This window comes from Vibrio methylphosphonaticus, from assembly GCF_023634655.1.
In the GTDB taxonomy this organism is placed as follows: Bacteria; Pseudomonadota; Gammaproteobacteria; order Enterobacterales; family Vibrionaceae; genus Vibrio; species Vibrio methylphosphonaticus.
In genome coordinates this window covers 74,129-93,641 of sequence record NZ_JAMKMS010000004.1, presented here as the reverse complement: position 1 = coordinate 93,641, position 19,513 = coordinate 74,129, and the positions used below count along the sequence as shown (strand labels likewise).

The following is a 19,513-nucleotide window of genomic DNA, read 5'->3' as shown; positions in this document are numbered from 1 at the left end:
GTTTTCTTATGGATTTAGTGGTTTAAATTTGAGCAATTGACCTCTTGAGCCAGTAATTTTCTCTAATTCAACCAATTGCGTCTCAAGTTTACTTTTTGAAACATCGGGACCGATGATTACGCGAGTAAAGTTCGATTCCTGCTTCACATGTGCTTGATAACCCCGTTTTTGTAAATCTGCAACCAGTCCGCGTGCGTTTTCCGCATTCTTAAGTGCCATAAGCTGAATAATCCAGGCACTATCTGCATAGTCATTTCGCTCTGGCACTTCTTGTATCGAAACATCTACCACGTCTGATTGCGCCTCTTCTTCCATTGTCTCACCAACGGTTGCCATTACTGGGGAGTCTGGCAATACCTCAGAGGCATCTTCTGGTTCCAAGATCTCAAAGCTTTCAACGTCCGAGCTTAGCTCAGGCTTAAGTGGGATACTGGCAAACTCTTCTTTGTAGTGCAGTTTTTTACCATCTAAAAGATCGGGTAAAATAATGACACCGACAGCAACCAAAACAATGGTGCCAATCAGACGACTTTGAAATTTACTCGCCATCTCTTCTCCTTATGATTTAACGGTCACACCCGCGAGTGTTGCTTTCGGTGTATTCAAGGACTTCACCTACAGTATGGAAAGAACCAAGCACCAAGACAATGTCATTATCTTTTGCAGATTGGATCGCTGCATCATACGCTGAGACAGGGTTATCATATAACAATGACGCAACGTCACTCTCTAGACACTCCGACAGCTCCTGAGCACTTGCAGCTCGCGGCCCAGTCAACGATGCTAAATACCAGTCGCGAGCTAAAGGCTGTAATGCACGCATCGTTTCTGCCACATCTTTATCATGCAACATGCCGATCACGACCTTAAACGTCTGTTCAGGATAACGCTTGGTTAGTTGTTCAACCAAGTATTCTGCTGAATGTGGGTTGTGCGCCACATCCAAAATGGTGACTGGCTTCCCGGGCAACACCTGCATGCGACCAGGCAGCGTCGCTTGCTCTAAGCCATTCACAATATTCACATCGGAAATATCAAGCTTTGCCGCGCCTAGAGCCATAATCGCCGTATTGGCATTCATCAAAGGTAATGCAGGTATCGGTAGTGCGTCTAGGGCAAAGGTACCATGCTGCCATGACCAAGTCGTATCAGATGTCATTTCGTAGTGAAACTGAATACCGGTTTGGTAAAAATCGGCGCCAATATCATCGGCATGAGCAGGGACGGTTGCCGGGGGCTTGGGTTGACCACAGATTGCTGGCTTGCCAGAGCGGAAAATGCCCGCTTTTTCAAACCCAATGACATTAATGTCATCACCTAGCCAATCAACATGATCAACCGCTAAGCTGGTAATCACTGACACATCATGGTCAACCACATTGGTGGCATCTAAACGACCACCAAGTCCTACCTCAAGTAGCACGACTTCAACGTTGTTTTCTTGAAACTGTTTAAGTGCCGCTAACGTCGCGTACTCAAAGAAACTAAGACTTACGTCACCACGAAGCGTCTCGATGTAGTCGAAGGCAGTAACATGAGATTGGTCTGGAAGTTCTTGGCCATTAATACGAACGCGTTCGTTATAGCGAATAAGATGAGGAGAACTGTAGACACCAACAGAATAACCCGCATCCAATAGGATGGCTTCCATTAATGCACATGTAGAACCTTTACCATTCGTCCCGGCGACGGTGATAACGGTGGGAGCAGGTTTGGTTAACTTGCCCTTGTTGGCCACCACGGCTACTCGCTCTAGACCGAGGTCGATAGCGCTGCTGTGGATACTTTGTAAATAATCAAGCCACATCTGAAGTGAAGATGTGGCTTGTGGAATGGATTGTGAACTCATTTAGCAGTCAATATCTAAATAATGATAACTTAGTGAGTACTTTACCCTTTTTCGTCCGCTTCTGGTACTTCATATGATGGTTCTGCCGGAGAATCTTCAACAGAAACCACTAAAGGTGAAGTTGCGCGAGTCATTTTAGCCAGTAGGCTGCCGACACGTTGACGCATTTCACGACGATCAACAATCATATCAATCGCACCATGCTCTAATAAGAACTCACTGCGTTGGAAGCCTTCTGGTAAGTCTTCACGTACAGTTTGCTCAATAACACGACGGCCAGCAAAGCCAATCAGTGCTTTAGGCTCACCAATGTTAATGTCACCAAGCATTGCAAGACTTGCAGATACGCCGCCCATCGTTGGATCCGTCATCACTGAAATGTACGGCAGTCCTTTCTGAGACAAACGCTCTAGTGCTGCACTCGTTTTCGCCATCTGCATCAAAGACATTAATGCTTCTTGCATGCGGGCGCCGCCACTTGCAGAAAAACACACTAGACCGCAGTTGTTTTCGATAGCCGCGTCAACAGCCGCGACAAAACGTGCACCCACAACAGAACCCATTGAGCCGCCCATGAACGCAAACTCAAACGCACAAGCAACAACAGGGACACCAAGAACTTCGCCTTGCATGACCACAAGTGCGTCTTTCTCACCGCTATTTTTCTGTGCCGCTGAGATACGCTCTTTGTAACGTTTTGAGTCTTTGAACTTCAGCTTATCCTTTGGTTCAAATTCCGTAGCAAGCTCAGTACGGTTATCTTTATCTAGGAACGTTTCCAAACGACGACGTGAGCGCATACGCATGTGATGGTCACATTTCGGACACACTTCTAGGTTACGCTCTAGTTCAGCATGATATAACACCTGCTCGCAAGACGTACATTTTGTCCAAACCCCTTCAGGGATCGAGGCTTTACGTGAGGTAACGATGTTGCTTTTTTCTAAAATCTTTTCAAGCCAACTCATGGAAGACCTTTTATTTTGTGACTCCCGCTGTCATAGCGAGAGTATTGAATTCAAATATGCATGAGGATTAAACCACATAACTGCGCCACTGTAGATAAAAAACTGGTTGTACCTTGTAGTCAGACACCTACCAACTCTTTCATTTGAGTCGCTTTACCAGCCTGAGTTCAAATCATCAGGGAAAAATAATGGACCAATTGGCACATTTGGGAGCGAATACTCATCTGGGTAATCGACATCAACCAAATACAGCCCTGCTGCCTTTGCCGTCGCACCAGCCAGTTTTCTGTCTTTTTGCGCCAGTAACCATTCAATCCACTCTGCAGGCTGCTCCCCGCGACCCACCACAATCAAGCTACCAGTAATATTTCTCACCATGTGATGGACAAACGCATTAGCCTTAATATCAATCACAACATACGGACCATGACGAGTGACGTTAAGATGCATCAAATTACGCCAAGGGCTTCGTGACTGACAATGCACGGCTCTAAATGAAGTGAAATCATTTTCGCCCAATAAAAACTGACCCGCTTGATGCATTTTGTCAGCATCTAACTCACCATGATAATGGCTAACGCCTGTCGATAAAATCCCAGGTCGCAAAGCGTGGTTGAAGATCACATATCGGTAACGTCGTGCCGTTGCAGAAAAACGTGCATGAAAAGACTCAGAGACTTCAGTTGCCCAGCGAACCGTAATATCTTTTGGGAGATTAGCATTAACACCCATTGTCCATGCGGCAGGCTTGCGCGTGACCGGGGAATCAAAATGAACCACTTGACCTGTACCGTGAACACCGGCATCTGTGCGTCCTGCGCACATCACTTCAATTGGCTGATTCGCTACAACGGATAGTGCCTTTTCCAATTCGGCTTGGACACTGTTCACATCACGCTGTCTTTGCCAACCATAGTAATTGGCACCGTTATACTCGATACCTAATGCTACTCTCATAAATCTCTCTGAACATTCGTCATTCCTACTGGGTGGCAAAGTATATACTCAAATGACGAGATTACCAATTTGCCGCCAGGCGCAGGCTAGAGCTTACACAATACTAACAAAAGGCGTGCCACACACGGCGCCTTAGCCTAGTGCCCTTCCGTCACGATCGAACCACCCTTGCATCCTCTAGGCTATACCTCGATATAGCGACAATAAAAAAACGGCGACTTCGCCGTTCTTTTATTTTTCATAGCCCGTTATTGACTAATCAACGATAGTGACCGAGCTGTACGCATTAAGCCGATCTATACGTATTAAAACAATCAGGCGGACATTTTATCCAACACGCCTCGAGCTTCGTCCTTTAGAGACGCAGACCCCTCGTCGAGTACCTTTTGCAGTAACTTCTTCGCGCCATCAAAATCATTCATTTCAATATAGATTTTCGCCAAGTCTAGATTGCCCGACGCCTCAGACTCATTATCAACATCGACATCCGTGACCTCGCCAATAACATCTGGAAATTCGTCAAGTCCAACGTCAAGTTGTAGCGCTTCTTCCTCATCAATCTCAGACTGAGGTTCGTCGTTAACCTGAGCCATTAACTCGTCAATCGTCATAAACTGGGCGCTGTTGTTTTCAAAGTTCTCTACTGGATCTTGAGAAGACCAATCTTCGTTCTTCGCACTTTTTAGTGAGCCAGCATCCTGAGACCATATCGCTTGCTCTTCGTCAGGAATAGATTCATCAATAGCACTTTTTTGTGCATCCGTTAGGGTAAAGCCATTCCAATCTTCACCACCATCGATTGATGTATCATCTTCGAGCATGGTTGCTAGATCGAGCCCAGCGCTATCTGCCGTTGTCTGATCCACTGGATTAATATTACTAAAGCCTTGCTTGCCATCGCTAAGTAACTCACCCAGTTGACCTTCTTGCTCCAACGCTTGGGTATCGACCATTGAAAATGCATCAGCCAGCGCATCAATTTCAGAATGGTCCAGCGTCTCACCAACTAATTCTTCATTGGTTGAAAATGTGTGCGCTGGCTCGTCTAAGGCCGATGTTCTAGATTGAGGCTCTTGTTCACTACCATCCACCTCTTCTGAATCCGTTAATGCGTCTTCTTCGGTATATTCTGGGAATACAATGTCATCACGGCTATTCGCCTCTACCGATTCATTCGTATCCAGTACGTCAACATCATCAAGTGCAACCGGTTCTGAGGTAAGTTCTGCCTCAGAACCGTTTTTTTCGTGAACGTCTTGTTCACGATTATGATGAGTATCTGCTGGCAATTCGTCTTGAAGTGCGCCCATTGCCAAAACATCAGCCAATGCGTCTTCTTCACTGTATTCAGGTAGATCAGTGTCATCTACAGCAAAGGCTTGGTCTTCACCCACAACCTCATCACCGTCAAATTGATAATCATCTTCTGAATCCGCTAAAGCTTGGGCTTCGTTGTATTCACTGCTTAAGGCTGAATCCAAAAATTCATCGTCAGTGGCCTCATCAGTCATCGTCGATTCGCCATCATTTAGCGGCGAAGCCACTGTAGGCTGAACCGCAACGTCCGACTCTGCGGTTTCATTGCTAATAGGATTAGATTCAACAAGGTTTGATTCAACAGGCGTTGTACTGTCTACATTCCAATCATCATCGTGTGGAATACCAAACTCATTTTCTAGCAGCGCATTAAGCTCGGCTTGCTCTCGCTCGGCGTCAAAATCATCATCTGGGGCATCAACGCCACCTTCAATCTGTGGGGAAAAGTCAAACTCATCATCACGAGCAGCTGCCGCGGGATGGTTCACTTGTTTACTCGCCAATGCCTCTTCATCCGCCAGATCAGTCATCGATGGCTGAGGGGAAGTCGCTTCTGCTAGCTCATGCGCTAAAGATTCTGGTTCTGGTTCTAAAGATTCTGAAAGCTCAGATTCGGAAGAACGCACCTCAGAAGGCGTCGTCGCTTCGATCGCATTATCCAGAGCCGCTTGGAAGCCATCATTTACATCAGTAACATCAGTAACATCAGTAACATCAGTAACATCAGTAACATCATCATTTCTGGTTTCTGCGGTATCGTCACTTTCATCCTGAGCTGAATGCTGCTCCAGTAGTGAATCAAAGTCACTATCCGCATCGGCCCCGCTTGCGTCGATATCAGTGGTAATAGCATCACTTGGCAGTACATTGTCTTGTTCGGGCAATTCAGGCGGCTGAATTGCTACATCGCTTAATACGGCCTCATCATCCAACCCGCTATCAGTATCTTGCAGCAGTTCTTGGCTACCATGTTGAGCCAATAAAGCATCGATATCATCTAGTTCATCCAATTCATCAGACTCATCGAAACGAGTAGCGTCTTGAACGTGGGTTTGTGCCGCTTCATCGACGTTAACAGCAGTTTGACCGACTTTAACAGCGGGCTCTTGAGCTTCTGCATCCTCATCACCAGCGTTAAAGAGATTGGCGAACGCATCTTGCTCTTCTGAGAGCTCGGAGTGCGTTTCATCTTCAGATAACAGTTGGCCCGATTCAAAAGGATCAAGCGCTAAAGACTCGTGACTCTCCCCCTCTTGAGCATCAAAGGCACGCTCAAACAAAAGATCATCCAGTAAATCGGTACTATTCTCATCAAGGTCAATATCATCATCTAGAGTATTTTCTTGAGGCTGGGTATCTTCGTTTACCGGATCGCTATCGACCATCTCATCTAACATCAAATCTGAGTCAGAGATATCCGATAGCTCAAAATCATCGCCGAGCATTTCATCAAGCAAAGCAACATCATCTGACGATTCCGGCTCTTCAGGCTTAGCTTGCGTCGAAGCATCACTCGGTGTGTCTATCTGCGAAAATTGTGCAAAAAGATCGTCAATATCATCATTCCCAACCTCGACATTGGTATTGGTTTCAGCTGCGGCTTGTGACGATATATCACTCGTTGGCGCTTCCTCAGCAAAGATATCGTCCAGAGCATCAGCTTCTGACTCGTCAAGATCAAACCCACTAGACAACAGCTCATCCATCTGTGCTTGGTTGATCGCACCTTCATCAGACTCTCGCGGCTCATCTATTTCAAATTGTTCATCAACGCTCGGGGCCTTCATGTTTATTTCAGCAAACAAGTCGTCCAAGTCTTGCTGAGAAACCGGATCCGTTTCGTCCTCGTCATCCGATAAGTTTAAGTCGAGCTCATCTAAATCAGACTCTGGCGCAGTAACGTCATTAAGCGCACGTTCCATTTCCTCAAGACCTAGCGCTTTCTCTCCATCTTTAACACTAATGCCATTATTACTTGCATCGAGATCAACAAAGCCAATATCCAATTCACCATCGTCGCCGATGCTCGCAAAAGGGTCATCCTCATCATCTAGATTAAAATCTAACTCACCTTCATTAAGGTCGGCAAAGATATCATTATCTGCCTCTTTTTCTTGCGTAGCGGTTGCGTCTTCCGTATCTGCGGTTTCGAAGTCGCCAAACAACTCATCAGAGAACAAGTCGTCATCGTCTTGCATAGCGTCTGCCGTGTCCGCCGCCAATGCAGCTGCACCTGCTGCTCCCATCGCTGCGACACTTGCTGCATCATTACTCTCATTGCTATCGGCTGGCGACGTTTCGTCGCGGGTCTTGTTCTTGCGTGTTCTCATCACGAGCATCACAATAAGACCCACTAATAATGCTGGTACAAAGGCAAGAAGACCCACAATCCAAGGATTAGATAACCAAGTATCCATGGTTGTTGGCGCTAAACGTTGTAATTCTTCTTGTTTGCGTTTTTCATCAAGCAGTTGACGCTCGACTTCACTACGAATTCGCTCTTCGTTGCTCACTTCGTCTTGTAACGTATTCACCTGCTGCTGAACTTCAGACAGCATAAGCCGCAATTGATGATTGCGTTCCTCTAGTGAAATAAGTTCGTCTTCTGAACGCGTAAGCTCTTGCTTCAGTTTATTGGTCAGTGATGTCTCCACGACATCTGCAATGGCTTTTTTATCTGCGGCCGGCGTATCCGCGATCTTATTCTCTATAGCATTCTTATTCTCAATAACATCGCTAGCCGGTAGTGGTACTACCGGTGTTTTGACTTTAGGTTTTTCAATTACAGGTTTTTCAACTACAGGCGTAACTTTTGCCGCTGGTGTTGCGGCGCTTTTAGGTTCAACCGTCGATTTATTCGAGGTTAGCCGCTGCTGGTGCGAAGCTAATACCGATAGCGCTTCTTGACGATCAACTTGATTAATTTGTGTTGGCGAAGGAACGCGTAGGCGATTACCTGGGATCAGTTGATGAATATTTTCGTTTTCAAACACACCCGGATTGAGTTCGTAAAAAGCGTAGATGGTTTGTTGTACGGTCGTACCTGCTGGCTTGAATTTAGAAGCTATAGACCATAATGTCTCTGCGCGCTGGGTCGGACCATAGTATTGAGAAGGCTCATCTCCTACAGAGGCTAATATCGGGCGTCGAATCTGCTCAGAATACTGAGGAGCATCCAATAATTCCCCATTCGGACCAGAGAGGCGAATAGTATCAGCGCTAAATGATGATGACGTTGTGGCTCCAACTAGTGCTAAGGCCACTAGTAGACGCTTGAAAAAATGATGCATGGAAGGCTCAGCTGTCTGCGATTACAAATACAATACTTATCTCTTTACTATATCGGATATTTGCTCCAAAACTATAGGTTCTGTGGGAAAAAACTCGAATCAAGCAAGATAATCGCATCAAGTTCACATGCTTAGATAGCACAAAGGCCTCATAAAGAGGCCTTTGGTTAAAAATGACGCGGATTTAGAAGTAATCTCGAATCAGTACTTCAGCAATTTGAACTGCGTTTGTTGCAGCCCCTTTACGCACGTTGTCAGCAACAACCCACATATTGATACCACTATGGTGGCTAATATCATTACGGATACGTCCAACCAAGACGTGATCTTTACCGCCAGCATCACGAACTTGCGTTGGCATTTCTTGACCATGGAAGACTTCAATACCATCAGTTTGCTCAAGCAAGCGAGTCACTTCGTCCGCATCAATCGGGGCACGAGTTTCGACGCTGACCGACTCGGCGTGGCCATAGAAGACAGGGACACGCACACATGTTGCGTTGACCATAATGCTAGGGTCGTTAAAAATCTTTTGCGTTTCCCACACCATTTTCATTTCTTCTTTGGTGTAGCCGTTATCCATAAATTGATCAATTTGTGGGATACAGTTAAACGCGATCTGTTGATCAAAAGTACTCGTTTCTGCCGGTCGACCATTTAGAAGTGATGCCGTTTGTCCCGCTAACTCATCAATACCCGCTTTACCAGCACCTGAAACAGACTGATAGGTGGACACGTTAATACGCTCAATCCCTACCGCATCGTGGATTGGTTTTAACGCCACTAGCATTTGGATAGTTGAACAGTTTGGGTTAGCAATGATATTGCGGTTGCGGAACTCAGCAATCGCCTCTGGGTTAACTTCTGGTACCACTAAAGGCACATCAAAGTCGTAACGAAAGTGCGACGAGTTGTCGATAACTACCACACCTTCATCTGCAGCGATTGGCGCATACTTTTCAGATAGCTCACCACCAGCAGAAAATAATGCGATGTGAACTTGAGACCAATCGAAGTCCTCAACATTTTGTACTCGTACCGTTTTACCATTTACACGATACGTTTTTCCTTCACTGCGCTCACTTGCTAGAAGGTAAACATCGCCCATAGGAAACTCACGCTCTTGAAGCACCTCAACCATAGTTTCACCTACAGCACCGGTGGCTCCGAATACAGCGATATTAAATTGTTGGCTCATTGGTTTACCTCTATTTTAAATCCTAACTCAGCCAAAGGTGCCAAATTACAATCGGCACGACCTTTGACTCGAACAGCGCCGTATTCGCGTCTGTCCCAATAATGTTTGCGCATACTGTCAAAACCATTTTCTGTGCGAATTTCACGACGGAAAACGGCGTCATCCTTACGGACGTCATAGATCACTTGCGTTAAACTGTGCAGTACCGCCTCATCCCACTCTCGATCTAGTGTGATCTCAGGGATCGGCGCAACCGGTAATAATGCATCTGGATTGGCACGATTTTCCAATTCCATAAACTCACAGAAACGATTAAAAATCATCGTCGTTCCACGTGCTTTCCCTTCTAGACCATAGCCTGCAATATGAGGGGTCGCAAACGTTAGCAGAGGAAGCAGTTCGAAATCAACCTTAGGTTCAAATTCAAACACATCAAGCACGGCGGTAAAACCATCATTTTTCTGTAGACGACGCTTCAACGCCTGGTTATCGACCACTGGACCTCGAGCGGCGTTAATCAATATTTGATCGGCGCGCAAGAGCGCTAAACGCTGTTCATTGATCAAGTGATGGGTTGGAAACTGGCCATCAGTCGTAATTGGCGTATGAGTCGTAATCACGTCGGCTTGTTCTAACAAAGTATCCAATTCAGTGAATGTACGCTCATCCCCTTCTTGCTGCTTGAGAGGGTCATTAATTAAAACGTTAACCCCGATACCTTCTAAACATTTTTGTAGGTAACTGCCCACCTGACCACAGCCAACAATTCCCACCGTTTTATCAAAGATAGAGAAGCCTTGTTGTTGACCAATCACCATTAGGCTACTCATCACATATTCAGCAACGCCAACTTTGTTGCACCCAGGAGCTGCGGTAAAAAAGATGCCTTTCTCTTTCAGCAATGCTTGGTCAACATGGTCCATGCCCGCCGTGGCTGTGCCAACAAATTTCAAGCGATTCGCTTTCTCTAACAATGTCGCGTTTACTTTAGTGATAGAGCGAATCATTAAAGCATCAACATCAACGAGGTCCGCTGCGCTCAACTCTCGACCCGGCATGGCAACAACCTCACCAAGTTGTTGAAATAGCTCAACGGCATAAGGCATCGCCTCATCTACAATAATCTTCATTACCTAGTTCCTGGTGGGATCTTTCAAATATGTCTGAATTGTGCAAGATAAACGGCAGGCTGTCGAGAAAGGTTTGGCTCCGATTTACCCGCGATAGCCTCACTGGCTTGTTGCCCTCTGCATCACAACAATTTCCCGCGCGCTAGATAGAAAAATGCCCGTCCTAAAAAAGGCCGGGCAATAATCCAGAACAAAAGGATTCTGACCCGCTCTCCAGGGATCAAAATTTGCGTCTGCGACTGACATTCTCGTCAGTCAGCTCTGGAAACTTCTAAATTGTCTCTCGTTACATTCAATGCCAGCGAGTTAATCTACCCTGGCATCTATCCATGATACGAGATTCAACGCTTACGCTTGGTATTTTTTGATGACCAACGTCGCGTTTGTGCCACCAAAGCCGAAGCTGTTTGACATGACGGTGTTCAGCTCTTGTTCGCGAGTTTCTTTCACGATGTCTAGACCTTCAGCCGCTTCATCAAGGGTATCAACGTTAATGCTCGGTGCAATAAAGCTATGGTGAAGCATAAGCATTGAGTAAATGGCTTCATGAACACCTGCCGCGCCCAGTGCGTGACCAGTCATCGCTTTAGTCGCTGAAATCGCTGGGCTGTTGCCACCGAAGACTTCTTGAATAGCGCCAAGCTCTTTCACATCACCTACTGGCGTAGACGTACCGTGAGTATTAACATAATCGATGCTATCAACATCTTGCATTGCCATTTTCATACAACGCACTGCGCCTTCACCTGATGGCGCTACCATGTCGTAGCCATCGGATGTTGCACCGTAACCTACCACTTCACCGTAGATAGTTGCGCCACGCGCCAATGCGTGCTCAAGCTCTTCGACAACAACCATGCCGCCGCCACCAGAAATAACAAAGCCATCACGATTGGCATCATAAGTACGTGATGCTTTCGTTGGATCGTCGTTGTATTTCGTAGATAGCGCGCCCATTGCGTCAAACATCATGGTTTGCGTCCAATCAAGCTCTTCACCGCCACCAGCAAATACGATGTCTTGTTTGCCTAGTTGAATCAGCTCCATCGCGTGACCGATACAGTGTGCTGATGTCGCACATGCTGAACTCATTGTGTAGTTAACGCCACGAATCTTGAATGGTGTAGCCAAACAAGCTGAAACCGTTGAAGACATAGTACGAGGCACCATATATGGACCAACGCGCTTAACGCCTTTCTCACGGATAGTATCCACTGCGACTGTTTGGTTCAGTGCTGATGCACCACCAGAACCTGCAACAATACCAGTGCGATCATTTGAAACGTGTTCTTCTGACAACCCAGCATCGGCAATGGCCTGCTCCATTGAAAGGTATGCGTACGCGGCAGCATCACCCATAAAACGCATTTTTTTACGATCAATGTGTTCCGCAGGTTTAATTTTTAGATCACCCCATACTTGAGAACGAAGGCCCATTTCTTTGAACTGCTCAGAGGCGTTAATACCAGAACGGCCTGCTTTTAGAGACGCTAAAACTTCTTCAACGTTGTTACCGATGCTCGAAACAATACCCATACCGGTAATTACGACTCGTTTCATGTGACATTCCTATAAATTTCAAAACTGCTAAATAATAACGAAGTTACTGGATAAAAGTGGTCAGCTTTCCTATAAATTCGTACAATTCACATCAATTACTGCAACTGATGCCCCATAACTGTAGCCATGATAACGGCCGTAGCATGGGTATAACACAAGTTAAGTGTCAATATTATGACTTCTATCACTCACGCTCAACTCGATTGGAACGAAGCGGGAACGCCAGTTTCGGACCAATTTGATGACGTTTACTTTTCAAACGTCAATGGTCTTGAAGAAACGCGCTACGTTTTTTTAGAGAAAAACCGCCTTCCTCAACGCTGGCATGAACTAACAAACCGACGCTTTGTTATTGCTGAAACTGGCTTTGGCACTGGGCTAAACTTCCTCGCAGCTTGGCAACAATTCGAGCAATTTCGAGAGCAAAATCCTGCTGCTGCGATGCAAGAGCTGCACTTTATTAGCTTTGAAAAGTACCCGCTAACAAAACACGACCTTGAAAAAGCCCATCAAGCGTGGCCTGAACTCAAAAAGTACGCTGAACAACTGCAAGCGCACTATCCCATAGCTGTGCCTGAATGTCATCGAATTGTGCTGGCGAATGGCATGATTACCTTAGACCTTTGGTTTGGTGACATAAAAGATTGCATGCCTTTAGTGCCCACACCCGAGCAAGGCATTGTAGATTGCTGGTTTTTAGATGGATTTGCGCCAAGCAAAAATCCTGAAATGTGGAATCAAACCTTATTCGATAACATGGTTAAACTTGCGAAACAAGACGCAACATGTGCGACTTTTACTGCCGCAGGATTTGTTAGACGGGGGCTTAATGACGCTGGTTTTGATATGAAAAAAACCAAAGGGTTCGGCACCAAGCGAGAAATGATTGCCGGTCATGTTAGTCACAAACAGTCCTACAGTAATTTTGATTCGTTCTATCAGCGTGCGACCCCATCCTCAATCGGCCGTATTGCGGTTGTGGGGGGCGGTATTGCCAGTGCAAGCTTGATCACCGCGCTATCTCGACGCGGTATCTCGTCCACGCTGTTTTGTAAGGATGCACAAGCCGCGGAAGGCGCATCAGGTAACCGCCAAGGCGCTGTCTACCCACTGCTTAACGGTGAGCATAAAGGAGTATCAAGAGTCTTTGCCCCCTCTTTTTTATACGCTCGACAATTTGCTGAACAGGCCGCAACATACTTTCATTATGATCATGGTTGGTGTGGTGTGACTCAATTAAAGTGGGATGAAAAATCAAGCGTCAAACTTGATAAAATGCTTCATGGTCAATTTCCTGCAGAATTGGTACACGGCTTATCCGCCCAAGAAACCTCAAATACCCTTGGTCTTAGCTCACCGTTTGCGAGTGTTAGCTACCCACTTGGTGGTTGGTTATGCCCAGCACAGTTAACTCAAGGACTTATCCAAAAAGCGGAGCGAGAGGGACATCTAACTTGTCACTTCTCCACCATCGTCTCGGCCATCGCACCAGACAGCAATGGAAAATGGCGTATTTGTAGTTCACCTACGTCTAGTTCAACTATGACGAGTTCAACGACAAACACCAGTAATAGCGAGCAAGTATTTGATGTTGTCATCATCGCCAATGGTCATGAGTTTACTCAATTAGAGCAAACTCAGCACCTGCATTTGTCTGCCGTCAAAGGACAAGTCAGTCACATCCCTACCACACAGCAACTAACAAAGCTTAATACCGTGTTGTGTTACGACGGGTATCTCACGCCCTGCAACAGCAACACGGATACGCATTGTATTGGAGCGAGCTACGACAAAGACAATATTAATAACGAATTTGATGCTGCTGCGCAGCTTGATAATCAAGACAAGTTAAAACGTTGCTTACCCGATACCTCATGGGTCAATGACGTTGACACCTCCACGAACCAAGCAAGACAAGGGGTACGTAGTGTCAGTCGCGACCATTTACCGTTTGTCGGTCAGGTCACTGACTATGAGCAACTTCGCACTTTGCATGAGACATCACCTAAGGCGATATCTTCAGTGCCTGAACACCACAACTTATTTTGTATGCTAGGTTTGGGTTCTCGTGGTTTAAGCTCTGCTCCACTGATTGGAGAAGTATTAGTATCGCAAATTTGTGGAGACCCACTCCCAATGCCCGTGGACTTACTTTCTGGTATCCATCCTAGCCGAACATGGATTCGACGAATCAAGAAATCACGCCCGTTATTTGGCTGATCCGTTGAGCGAAGAAAACTAACCCGCCCTCTCCCTACTGACTCTGCCAAGCTAGAGCATTACCATGCTCTAGCTTCTCTATCCGAGCGCTTGGTTCGAAAGACCCGCAAGCCGAAGGCTTAAATGCTCTTATAAGAGAGACAACGTTTTAGAACTGAGACGGACAAACGAAACAAGCCATTTCCCCCCATTCACTATCGACATAGGCGCAAACACTTTACATAATTTCAAAAAGCCTAAGGAGAGTAGAATGAAATGGACATCGCTATTCGCTACTGCTCTTTTAATAGGGAGCGGGGTTTTCCACTCGGGACTCTTTGCCAGCTCGAGCCCTAACTCACAGGTATTGTTTGTCAATCCAGGTCATGCAGAAGAAAGCTTTTGGCACGATGTCGATCTTTACGCAAAGGCCGCCGCTAAGACGCTCAATATTGACTTAGATATTATTTACGGAGAGCGTGACGTCGACCTTACCCTGCAGCGACTATCAGACAGAATACAGAATCAACCGATACCAGATTATATAATCCTCGTTAACGAAGCTCAAAGTGGCCGTGCCCTATTGGATATTGTTGCCGGCACATCATCACGCGTTTTATTTGCGCTGAACGATCTTACTCCTGATGAAAAAGTTGACATCCAACAGGACACCGAATGGCAGCAACGTTTGCTCCCTGGCGTTTTCCCAAATAACTTTCGAATCGGTTACCTCACCGCTCAAGCATTATATCGTCAAGGAAACCATCACTACGCGGATGCCTTATTGCTGTCTGGCGATCAGACTACGCCCGCCTCTCTGCAGCGTAAAGCAGGGGCGCTCGCCTTCATCGAACAAGTCGATGGACAGTACGGCGTCCATCATAGCGTTGGTCAGTGGCAAGAAGAGCGTGCTTATGCCGAAGCCCATAAGCTGCTTTCTTACTATCCCAATATTCGTTATATATGGACGGCAAACGACCATATGGCGTATGGCGCCCAACGTGCACTGCAAGAAGGCAAAAAAGTCATAGGCGAGAATGTCTTTATCAGCACGATAAACACTTCTGAGCGCGCACTCAAGCAACTCAAACAAGGCGACATTTCCATTCTCGGCGGTGGCCATTTTACGGCGATTGGTCTGGCTTTAGTCAAGATACATCAACGCAATATTGGACGCGCATGGCCACAACGCACCAAATTCACGCTATTTCATTTAATTGAACCTGACACCCCCCTTTATCGCCTATTGTTAGATAAGCAGTGGCAAGACATCGACTTTAACGCCATTGATCTACTCAGTAATCCTGTCGACCCATATTTACAGAAAAACGACTAATCAATTTATGATCTGGGAAATTCGCCGACAAAGGCATAAAATGGTAAGTATCAATAGCATATATTGTCATTATTGACGCCTATGTTTTTGCATTTCCCTGACATTTCTGGCCTGCGTAACCCCCACACTACGCGGCTTTATTTTTTACCCTCAACATTTGGTTTCCTATGAAAGTTGCTTTCTTGTTCATCAGCCTACTGTTTGCATCACTACAACCGAGTTTTGCATCAACCGATACCGTACCCGTTGGAATTCGACCATGTTGCGCCTTTGGAACGGGCTTAAAAGCAGAGCTAGGAAGCGTACCGGTGCCTTTTTTCTCCATTGATAATGTTTTAAGCCCTGAAGATGTTCAAACACACGTATTTAATGATGGATCTTCTAATGTTGTCAGCAGCTTATTTGGTACATCGGAAGAAACGAATGGTCTGATTTTCACTAATAAAGGGGGATTCATAGATACGGCGCACGTGCGAGATACCGCCGATTTTGCGTTTTATCTCTATCGTGCTATCAAAAACCGTAAAGAAGATTCATTGTCAATTCACCTCACTGCGGAGCTGCGCGAGCGCCGTATTGAGATGACAAACCTTGATGCACTCAATTCAGAAAAACTCGAAGAAGCAAAATTAGCCGCTCTATTGGCATTCCGATTAGCCCAATGGCACGAGGTCGCCCAATGGTATGGATTAGTTTCTGTCGGGGGTTTCAAAGAGTACGCTTCGGCATTTTCACCAGAGGATCTTTATTCCAATATGCTAGGTGCTCTGATCGCGTTAGAAATGTTCAAAATTAACCCTGACATTTCTCAAAAGAACTTTGTGCTGCTGTTCCCACAATACTTCCGAAAACACCTAAAACAATTGGATGCACAAGACGAAGATATTACGGTTGCACAACTTAAAGAATTAGATGGGATTTGGTGGGATAGCAATAATCGTCTACCTAATAAGTGGGTCGTAAAAACTCGCGACTACCATTTTAGCCTAGCGTTGTTGCCCAATGGCGTAGAAAACGGCACACAGTTAGCACTCAGCGAGTTTTCAGAGCTAGAGAAATACGCCGAATTTCAACTAGTAAAAGCTGACAATATCGAATCGTTTGATATACTCCCCGTCGCTTTGAAGTCAAAAGAAATATGGACTGCGAGTGATTTCCAATCGCTTGCCGATGTCACGAAAGCCGAAGACGATAAGCACGAAAATAACCGCAATGACGCATTATCGATGAAGTTGAACAATAGCCATGACTGAGATGCAAAAAAACACCGGTATCAAACGTATACTCCTCGCCGCTAAATACTCTTGGTTTGGCTTAATGGCGGCTTGGAAGCACGAAGCCGCATTTAGACAAGAAATCGTTGGTCTCGTGATCGCGGTCGCCGTCGCTTTATTGCTGGATATTTCTCTCGTAGAAAAAGCCGCTTTAGTTGGTAGTGTACTGTTTGTCATCACCGTTGAGTTGATGAACTCAGCCGTTGAAGCCGTTGTCGATAGAATTGGCCTAGAGCGTCACGAACTGTCTGGGCGTGCGAAAGACCTGGGTTCTGCTGCCGTGTTTGTCGCAATTGGCTTAGCCTTGCTAGTGTGGGCAAGCATCTTATGGCGCTGTTTTATGTAAAATGCTCGAGTTAATAAGCCGGAATTAATCGTCATTAAGGCTTGACCTTACCCATGGGTCAAGCCTTAGTTTTATCTAAACACACTAACACTAAGGTCAAGTCATGGGTTGCTGCAATCGTCCACCCAACGGTGGCACAAATCAAATAGGTAAGTTGCTCAAACTTATCGCCATTCTCTTCGTTATTATATTCATGCTTGCCTTGCTCTTTCCGAGCTAGTCATCCGCTCTACGATGAACGGCTAAGCGTCGGGATAGGAACAACCGTCACGGTATGCACTTTAAAAAGCACTTAATGAGAGTGGGTTCCGTCCACGTTTTAAACCCAAGAGTCAAACTGATATCTTGATGGATAGACCCGTTTTTTTAGCTGTGACACAGCGGATAAATTGACGTACCGAAATGGCGCAATTATGTTGTGATAGAGAGTGCAGCAATGAATGAGAAGGCAGTACGAGCATCAATGTTCGAACTGCCTAAATCATCATTTAAACATCAGTTATCACTGACAAGCAGTGCTTACTGAAGAGGAAGTCCTCACTTAGACAATTATACGGTTGAAGCACTGCTGTCGTCTAAGTGACGGTGCCTACGAATAACAATTCGTAGGCGAAACAACATCAAGGACGCGGCAACGGTGAGTCCTGTCAATATACCAATCCAGAAACCTTCCTCCCCCATTGCCGGAACAATATGGTCAGTTAATCCCAATACCACACCTATAGGCAGCGCGAGTCCCCAGTAAGACGCAATGGCAAGAAACATCGGTACTTTCGTATCTTTATAGCCACGCAATGCGCCGTTTGCCGATGTTTGCAGGGCATCACTAAATTGATACATGGCAGTAAAGATTAATAGCGTTGCGGCGGTCGCACTAATTGCAGGGTCTGTCGTGTAGAGCCTAATGATCACTTCTGGGAACAATAAAAACATCGCCACCGACAACAATGACATTAGTGCTGCCACTAAAATGCCGAACTGGCTACGCTCAACAGCGCCCGCATGATCTTTCGCCCCGAGAGCATGACCCACTCGAATCGTAATACCAAATGAGATACTCATTGGAATCACGTACGTCATGCTGGAGATATTCAAGGCAATCTGCGCAGCTGCCACGTTTTCTGCACCAATCCGTGCAATCAACAACGCGATCACAGCAAAAATACTGCCACACACGGCAATATTCATCCCAATCGGTAGCCCCAACTTAACTAAATGACCAATTTCTTTTGCTCGCGGCTTAGTGTCTTTAAAACGCAAAATCGTTTTAAAATGATGGTGCCCTTTAATATAAGAGTACAACAGCGCCGACATCATCCAATATACAAGACTTGTCGCCCAACCACAGCCTACTGCGCCCATTTCTGGCAAGCCAAACTTGCCGTAAATAAGGACATAGTTCACTGGAATATTTACCAACAACCCCAAAACCGAAATGATCATCGGCGCTTTGGTGTTATTCATCCCCTCGCAAAAACCGTTTAAGGTGTAAAACAGAGCAATTCCCGGCACACCAAAGGCTAGCGCATACGCATAGTCACTGGCAATTGGGATGATTTCAGCGGCGACACCAATCCACTGCAAGATAGGTTTTGCACTTAATAAATAGCCAATCAGCAATACACTTGAGGCAAGAGCTAGCCAAAGCATTTGCACAAATTCAACAGAAATACTGTCGAAATCACGGGCGCCACGGTGAAAAGCCACCACTGGCGTTAACGCCATAATAATGCCGCGCAGTAATAACAAAACCGGGATCCAAAGACTGGTCCCCAGTGCGATAGCGGCGAGATCAGCAGGGCTCACCTGCCCAGCCATTGTCGTATCAACGAAACCCATCGCTTGGGTAGCAAGTTGAGTCAAAATAATTGGCGTCGACAACGTCATTAACGCTCCCGATTCGCGGGTAAAACGAGGTAAAAAAGGACGAACTGTAGTTTGCATGGGGGTTCAAAACACCAATATAAATGCACCAATAATGGCGGGATGGCGGTGTGCATTTTAGGGTGTGCCCTGTGGGCGGCGACAATATAAACGTCATCATGGTCAATTTCAAGCCACCAATAACTGAGAATTGTATTGATGTTCG

The 19,513-nt window shown here is 46.0% G+C and carries 13 protein-coding genes; 4 read left to right on the top strand and 9 right to left on the bottom strand.

The genetic code is table 11. The features are described from left to right. Positions 1-6: 6 nt before the first annotated feature. The 8 genes from M9196_RS05985 to fabB all read right to left on the bottom strand — a co-directional run bounded on the left by M9196_RS05985 (position 7) and on the right by fabB (position 12,269). Positions 7-549, bottom strand: coding sequence for an SPOR domain-containing protein (locus tag M9196_RS05985; protein WP_250616620.1), 543 nt, complete (start codon positions 547-549; stop codon positions 7-9). A gap of 16 nt (positions 550-565) precedes the next feature. After that, positions 566-1,849: a bifunctional tetrahydrofolate synthase/dihydrofolate synthase gene (folC, locus tag M9196_RS05980; RefSeq protein WP_250616619.1), complete on the bottom strand. Its 1,284-nt coding sequence runs from the start codon at positions 1,847-1,849 to the stop codon at positions 566-568. Between the two features lie 41 nt (positions 1,850-1,890). After that, a complete protein-coding gene (gene accD / locus M9196_RS05975) occupies positions 1,891-2,817 on the bottom strand; it encodes an acetyl-CoA carboxylase, carboxyltransferase subunit beta (protein ID WP_250616618.1) in 927 nt (308 codons plus the stop codon). A 153-nt stretch (positions 2,818-2,970) separates the two neighbouring features. Continuing rightward, complete coding sequence (gene truA / locus M9196_RS05970) at positions 2,971-3,774, bottom strand: tRNA pseudouridine(38-40) synthase TruA (RefSeq protein WP_250616617.1); 804 nt, start codon at positions 3,772-3,774, stop codon at positions 2,971-2,973. A gap of 314 nt (positions 3,775-4,088) precedes the next feature. Next, positions 4,089-8,381: a FimV/HubP family polar landmark protein gene (locus tag M9196_RS05965; RefSeq protein ID WP_250616616.1), complete on the bottom strand. Its 4,293-nt coding sequence runs from the start codon at positions 8,379-8,381 to the stop codon at positions 4,089-4,091. 184 nt (positions 8,382-8,565) lie between these two features. Beyond that, positions 8,566-9,579 (bottom strand): aspartate-semialdehyde dehydrogenase, encoded by a 1,014-nt coding sequence (locus M9196_RS05960; protein WP_250616615.1) that lies wholly within the window; start codon positions 9,577-9,579, stop codon positions 8,566-8,568. Continuing rightward, positions 9,576-10,709 (bottom strand): 4-phosphoerythronate dehydrogenase, encoded by a 1,134-nt coding sequence (locus M9196_RS05955; protein WP_250616614.1) that lies wholly within the window; start codon positions 10,707-10,709, stop codon positions 9,576-9,578. Before M9196_RS05955 ends, M9196_RS05960 begins: the two co-directional genes overlap by 4 nt. Before the next feature lie 348 nt (positions 10,710-11,057). Next, positions 11,058-12,269 (bottom strand): beta-ketoacyl-ACP synthase I, encoded by a 1,212-nt coding sequence (fabB, locus tag M9196_RS05950; protein WP_250616613.1) that lies wholly within the window; start codon positions 12,267-12,269, stop codon positions 11,058-11,060. Positions 12,270-12,443: 174 nt separating this feature from the next. Here fabB and mnmC point away from each other — a divergent pair, with 174 nt between their 5' ends. The 4 genes from mnmC (at position 12,444) to M9196_RS05930 (ending at position 17,424) form a co-directional block, all read left to right on the top strand. After that, complete coding sequence (gene mnmC / locus M9196_RS05945) at positions 12,444-14,489, top strand: bifunctional tRNA (5-methylaminomethyl-2-thiouridine)(34)-methyltransferase MnmD/FAD-dependent 5-carboxymethylaminomethyl-2-thiouridine(34) oxidoreductase MnmC (RefSeq protein WP_250616612.1); 2,046 nt, start codon at positions 12,444-12,446, stop codon at positions 14,487-14,489. Between the two features lie 250 nt (positions 14,490-14,739). Continuing rightward, positions 14,740-15,804 (top strand): ABC transporter substrate-binding protein, encoded by a 1,065-nt coding sequence (locus M9196_RS05940; protein ID WP_250616611.1) that lies wholly within the window; start codon positions 14,740-14,742, stop codon positions 15,802-15,804. Between the two features lie 167 nt (positions 15,805-15,971). Next, positions 15,972-17,057 (top strand): DUF4056 domain-containing protein, encoded by a 1,086-nt coding sequence (locus M9196_RS05935; RefSeq protein ID WP_250616610.1) that lies wholly within the window; start codon positions 15,972-15,974, stop codon positions 17,055-17,057. Further along, positions 17,050-17,424, top strand: a complete 375-nt coding sequence (locus M9196_RS05930; protein ID WP_284677109.1) for a diacylglycerol kinase — start codon at positions 17,050-17,052, stop codon at positions 17,422-17,424. The genes M9196_RS05935 and M9196_RS05930 overlap by 8 nt, the downstream gene beginning before the upstream one ends. A 549-nt stretch (positions 17,425-17,973) precedes the next feature. Here M9196_RS05930 and M9196_RS05925 read toward each other — a convergent pair. Continuing rightward, on the bottom strand, positions 17,974-19,368 hold the full coding sequence (locus tag M9196_RS05925; protein ID WP_250616609.1) for an MATE family efflux transporter: 1,395 nt from the start codon (positions 19,366-19,368) through the stop codon (positions 17,974-17,976). Positions 19,369-19,513 lie beyond the last annotated feature (145 nt).

Bases quoted from the DNA above. Each gene is read 5' to 3' on its own strand.
- M9196_RS05985 (WP_250616620.1), bottom strand. From the start codon at position 549: ATGGCGAGTAAATTTCAAAGTCGTCTGATTGGCACCATTGTTTTGGTT.
- folC (WP_250616619.1), bottom strand. From the start codon at position 1,849: ATGAGTTCACAATCCATTCCACAAGCCACATCTTCACTTCAGATGTGG.
- accD (WP_250616618.1), bottom strand. From the start codon at position 2,817: ATGAGTTGGCTTGAAAAGATTTTAGAAAAAAGCAACATCGTTACCTCA.
- truA (WP_250616617.1), bottom strand. From the start codon at position 3,774: ATGAGAGTAGCATTAGGTATCGAGTATAACGGTGCCAATTACTATGGT.
- M9196_RS05965 (WP_250616616.1), bottom strand. From the start codon at position 8,381: ATGCATCATTTTTTCAAGCGTCTACTAGTGGCCTTAGCACTAGTTGGA.
- M9196_RS05960 (WP_250616615.1), bottom strand. From the start codon at position 9,579: ATGAGCCAACAATTTAATATCGCTGTATTCGGAGCCACCGGTGCTGTA.
- M9196_RS05955 (WP_250616614.1), bottom strand. From the start codon at position 10,709: ATGAAGATTATTGTAGATGAGGCGATGCCTTATGCCGTTGAGCTATTT.
- fabB (WP_250616613.1), bottom strand. From the start codon at position 12,269: ATGAAACGAGTCGTAATTACCGGTATGGGTATTGTTTCGAGCATCGGT.
- mnmC (WP_250616612.1), top strand. From the start codon at position 12,444: ATGACTTCTATCACTCACGCTCAACTCGATTGGAACGAAGCGGGAACG.
- M9196_RS05940 (WP_250616611.1), top strand. From the start codon at position 14,740: ATGAAATGGACATCGCTATTCGCTACTGCTCTTTTAATAGGGAGCGGG.
- M9196_RS05935 (WP_250616610.1), top strand. From the start codon at position 15,972: ATGAAAGTTGCTTTCTTGTTCATCAGCCTACTGTTTGCATCACTACAA.
- M9196_RS05930 (WP_284677109.1), top strand. From the start codon at position 17,050: ATGACTGAGATGCAAAAAAACACCGGTATCAAACGTATACTCCTCGCC.
- M9196_RS05925 (WP_250616609.1), bottom strand. From the start codon at position 19,368: ATGCAAACTACAGTTCGTCCTTTTTTACCTCGTTTTACCCGCGAATCG.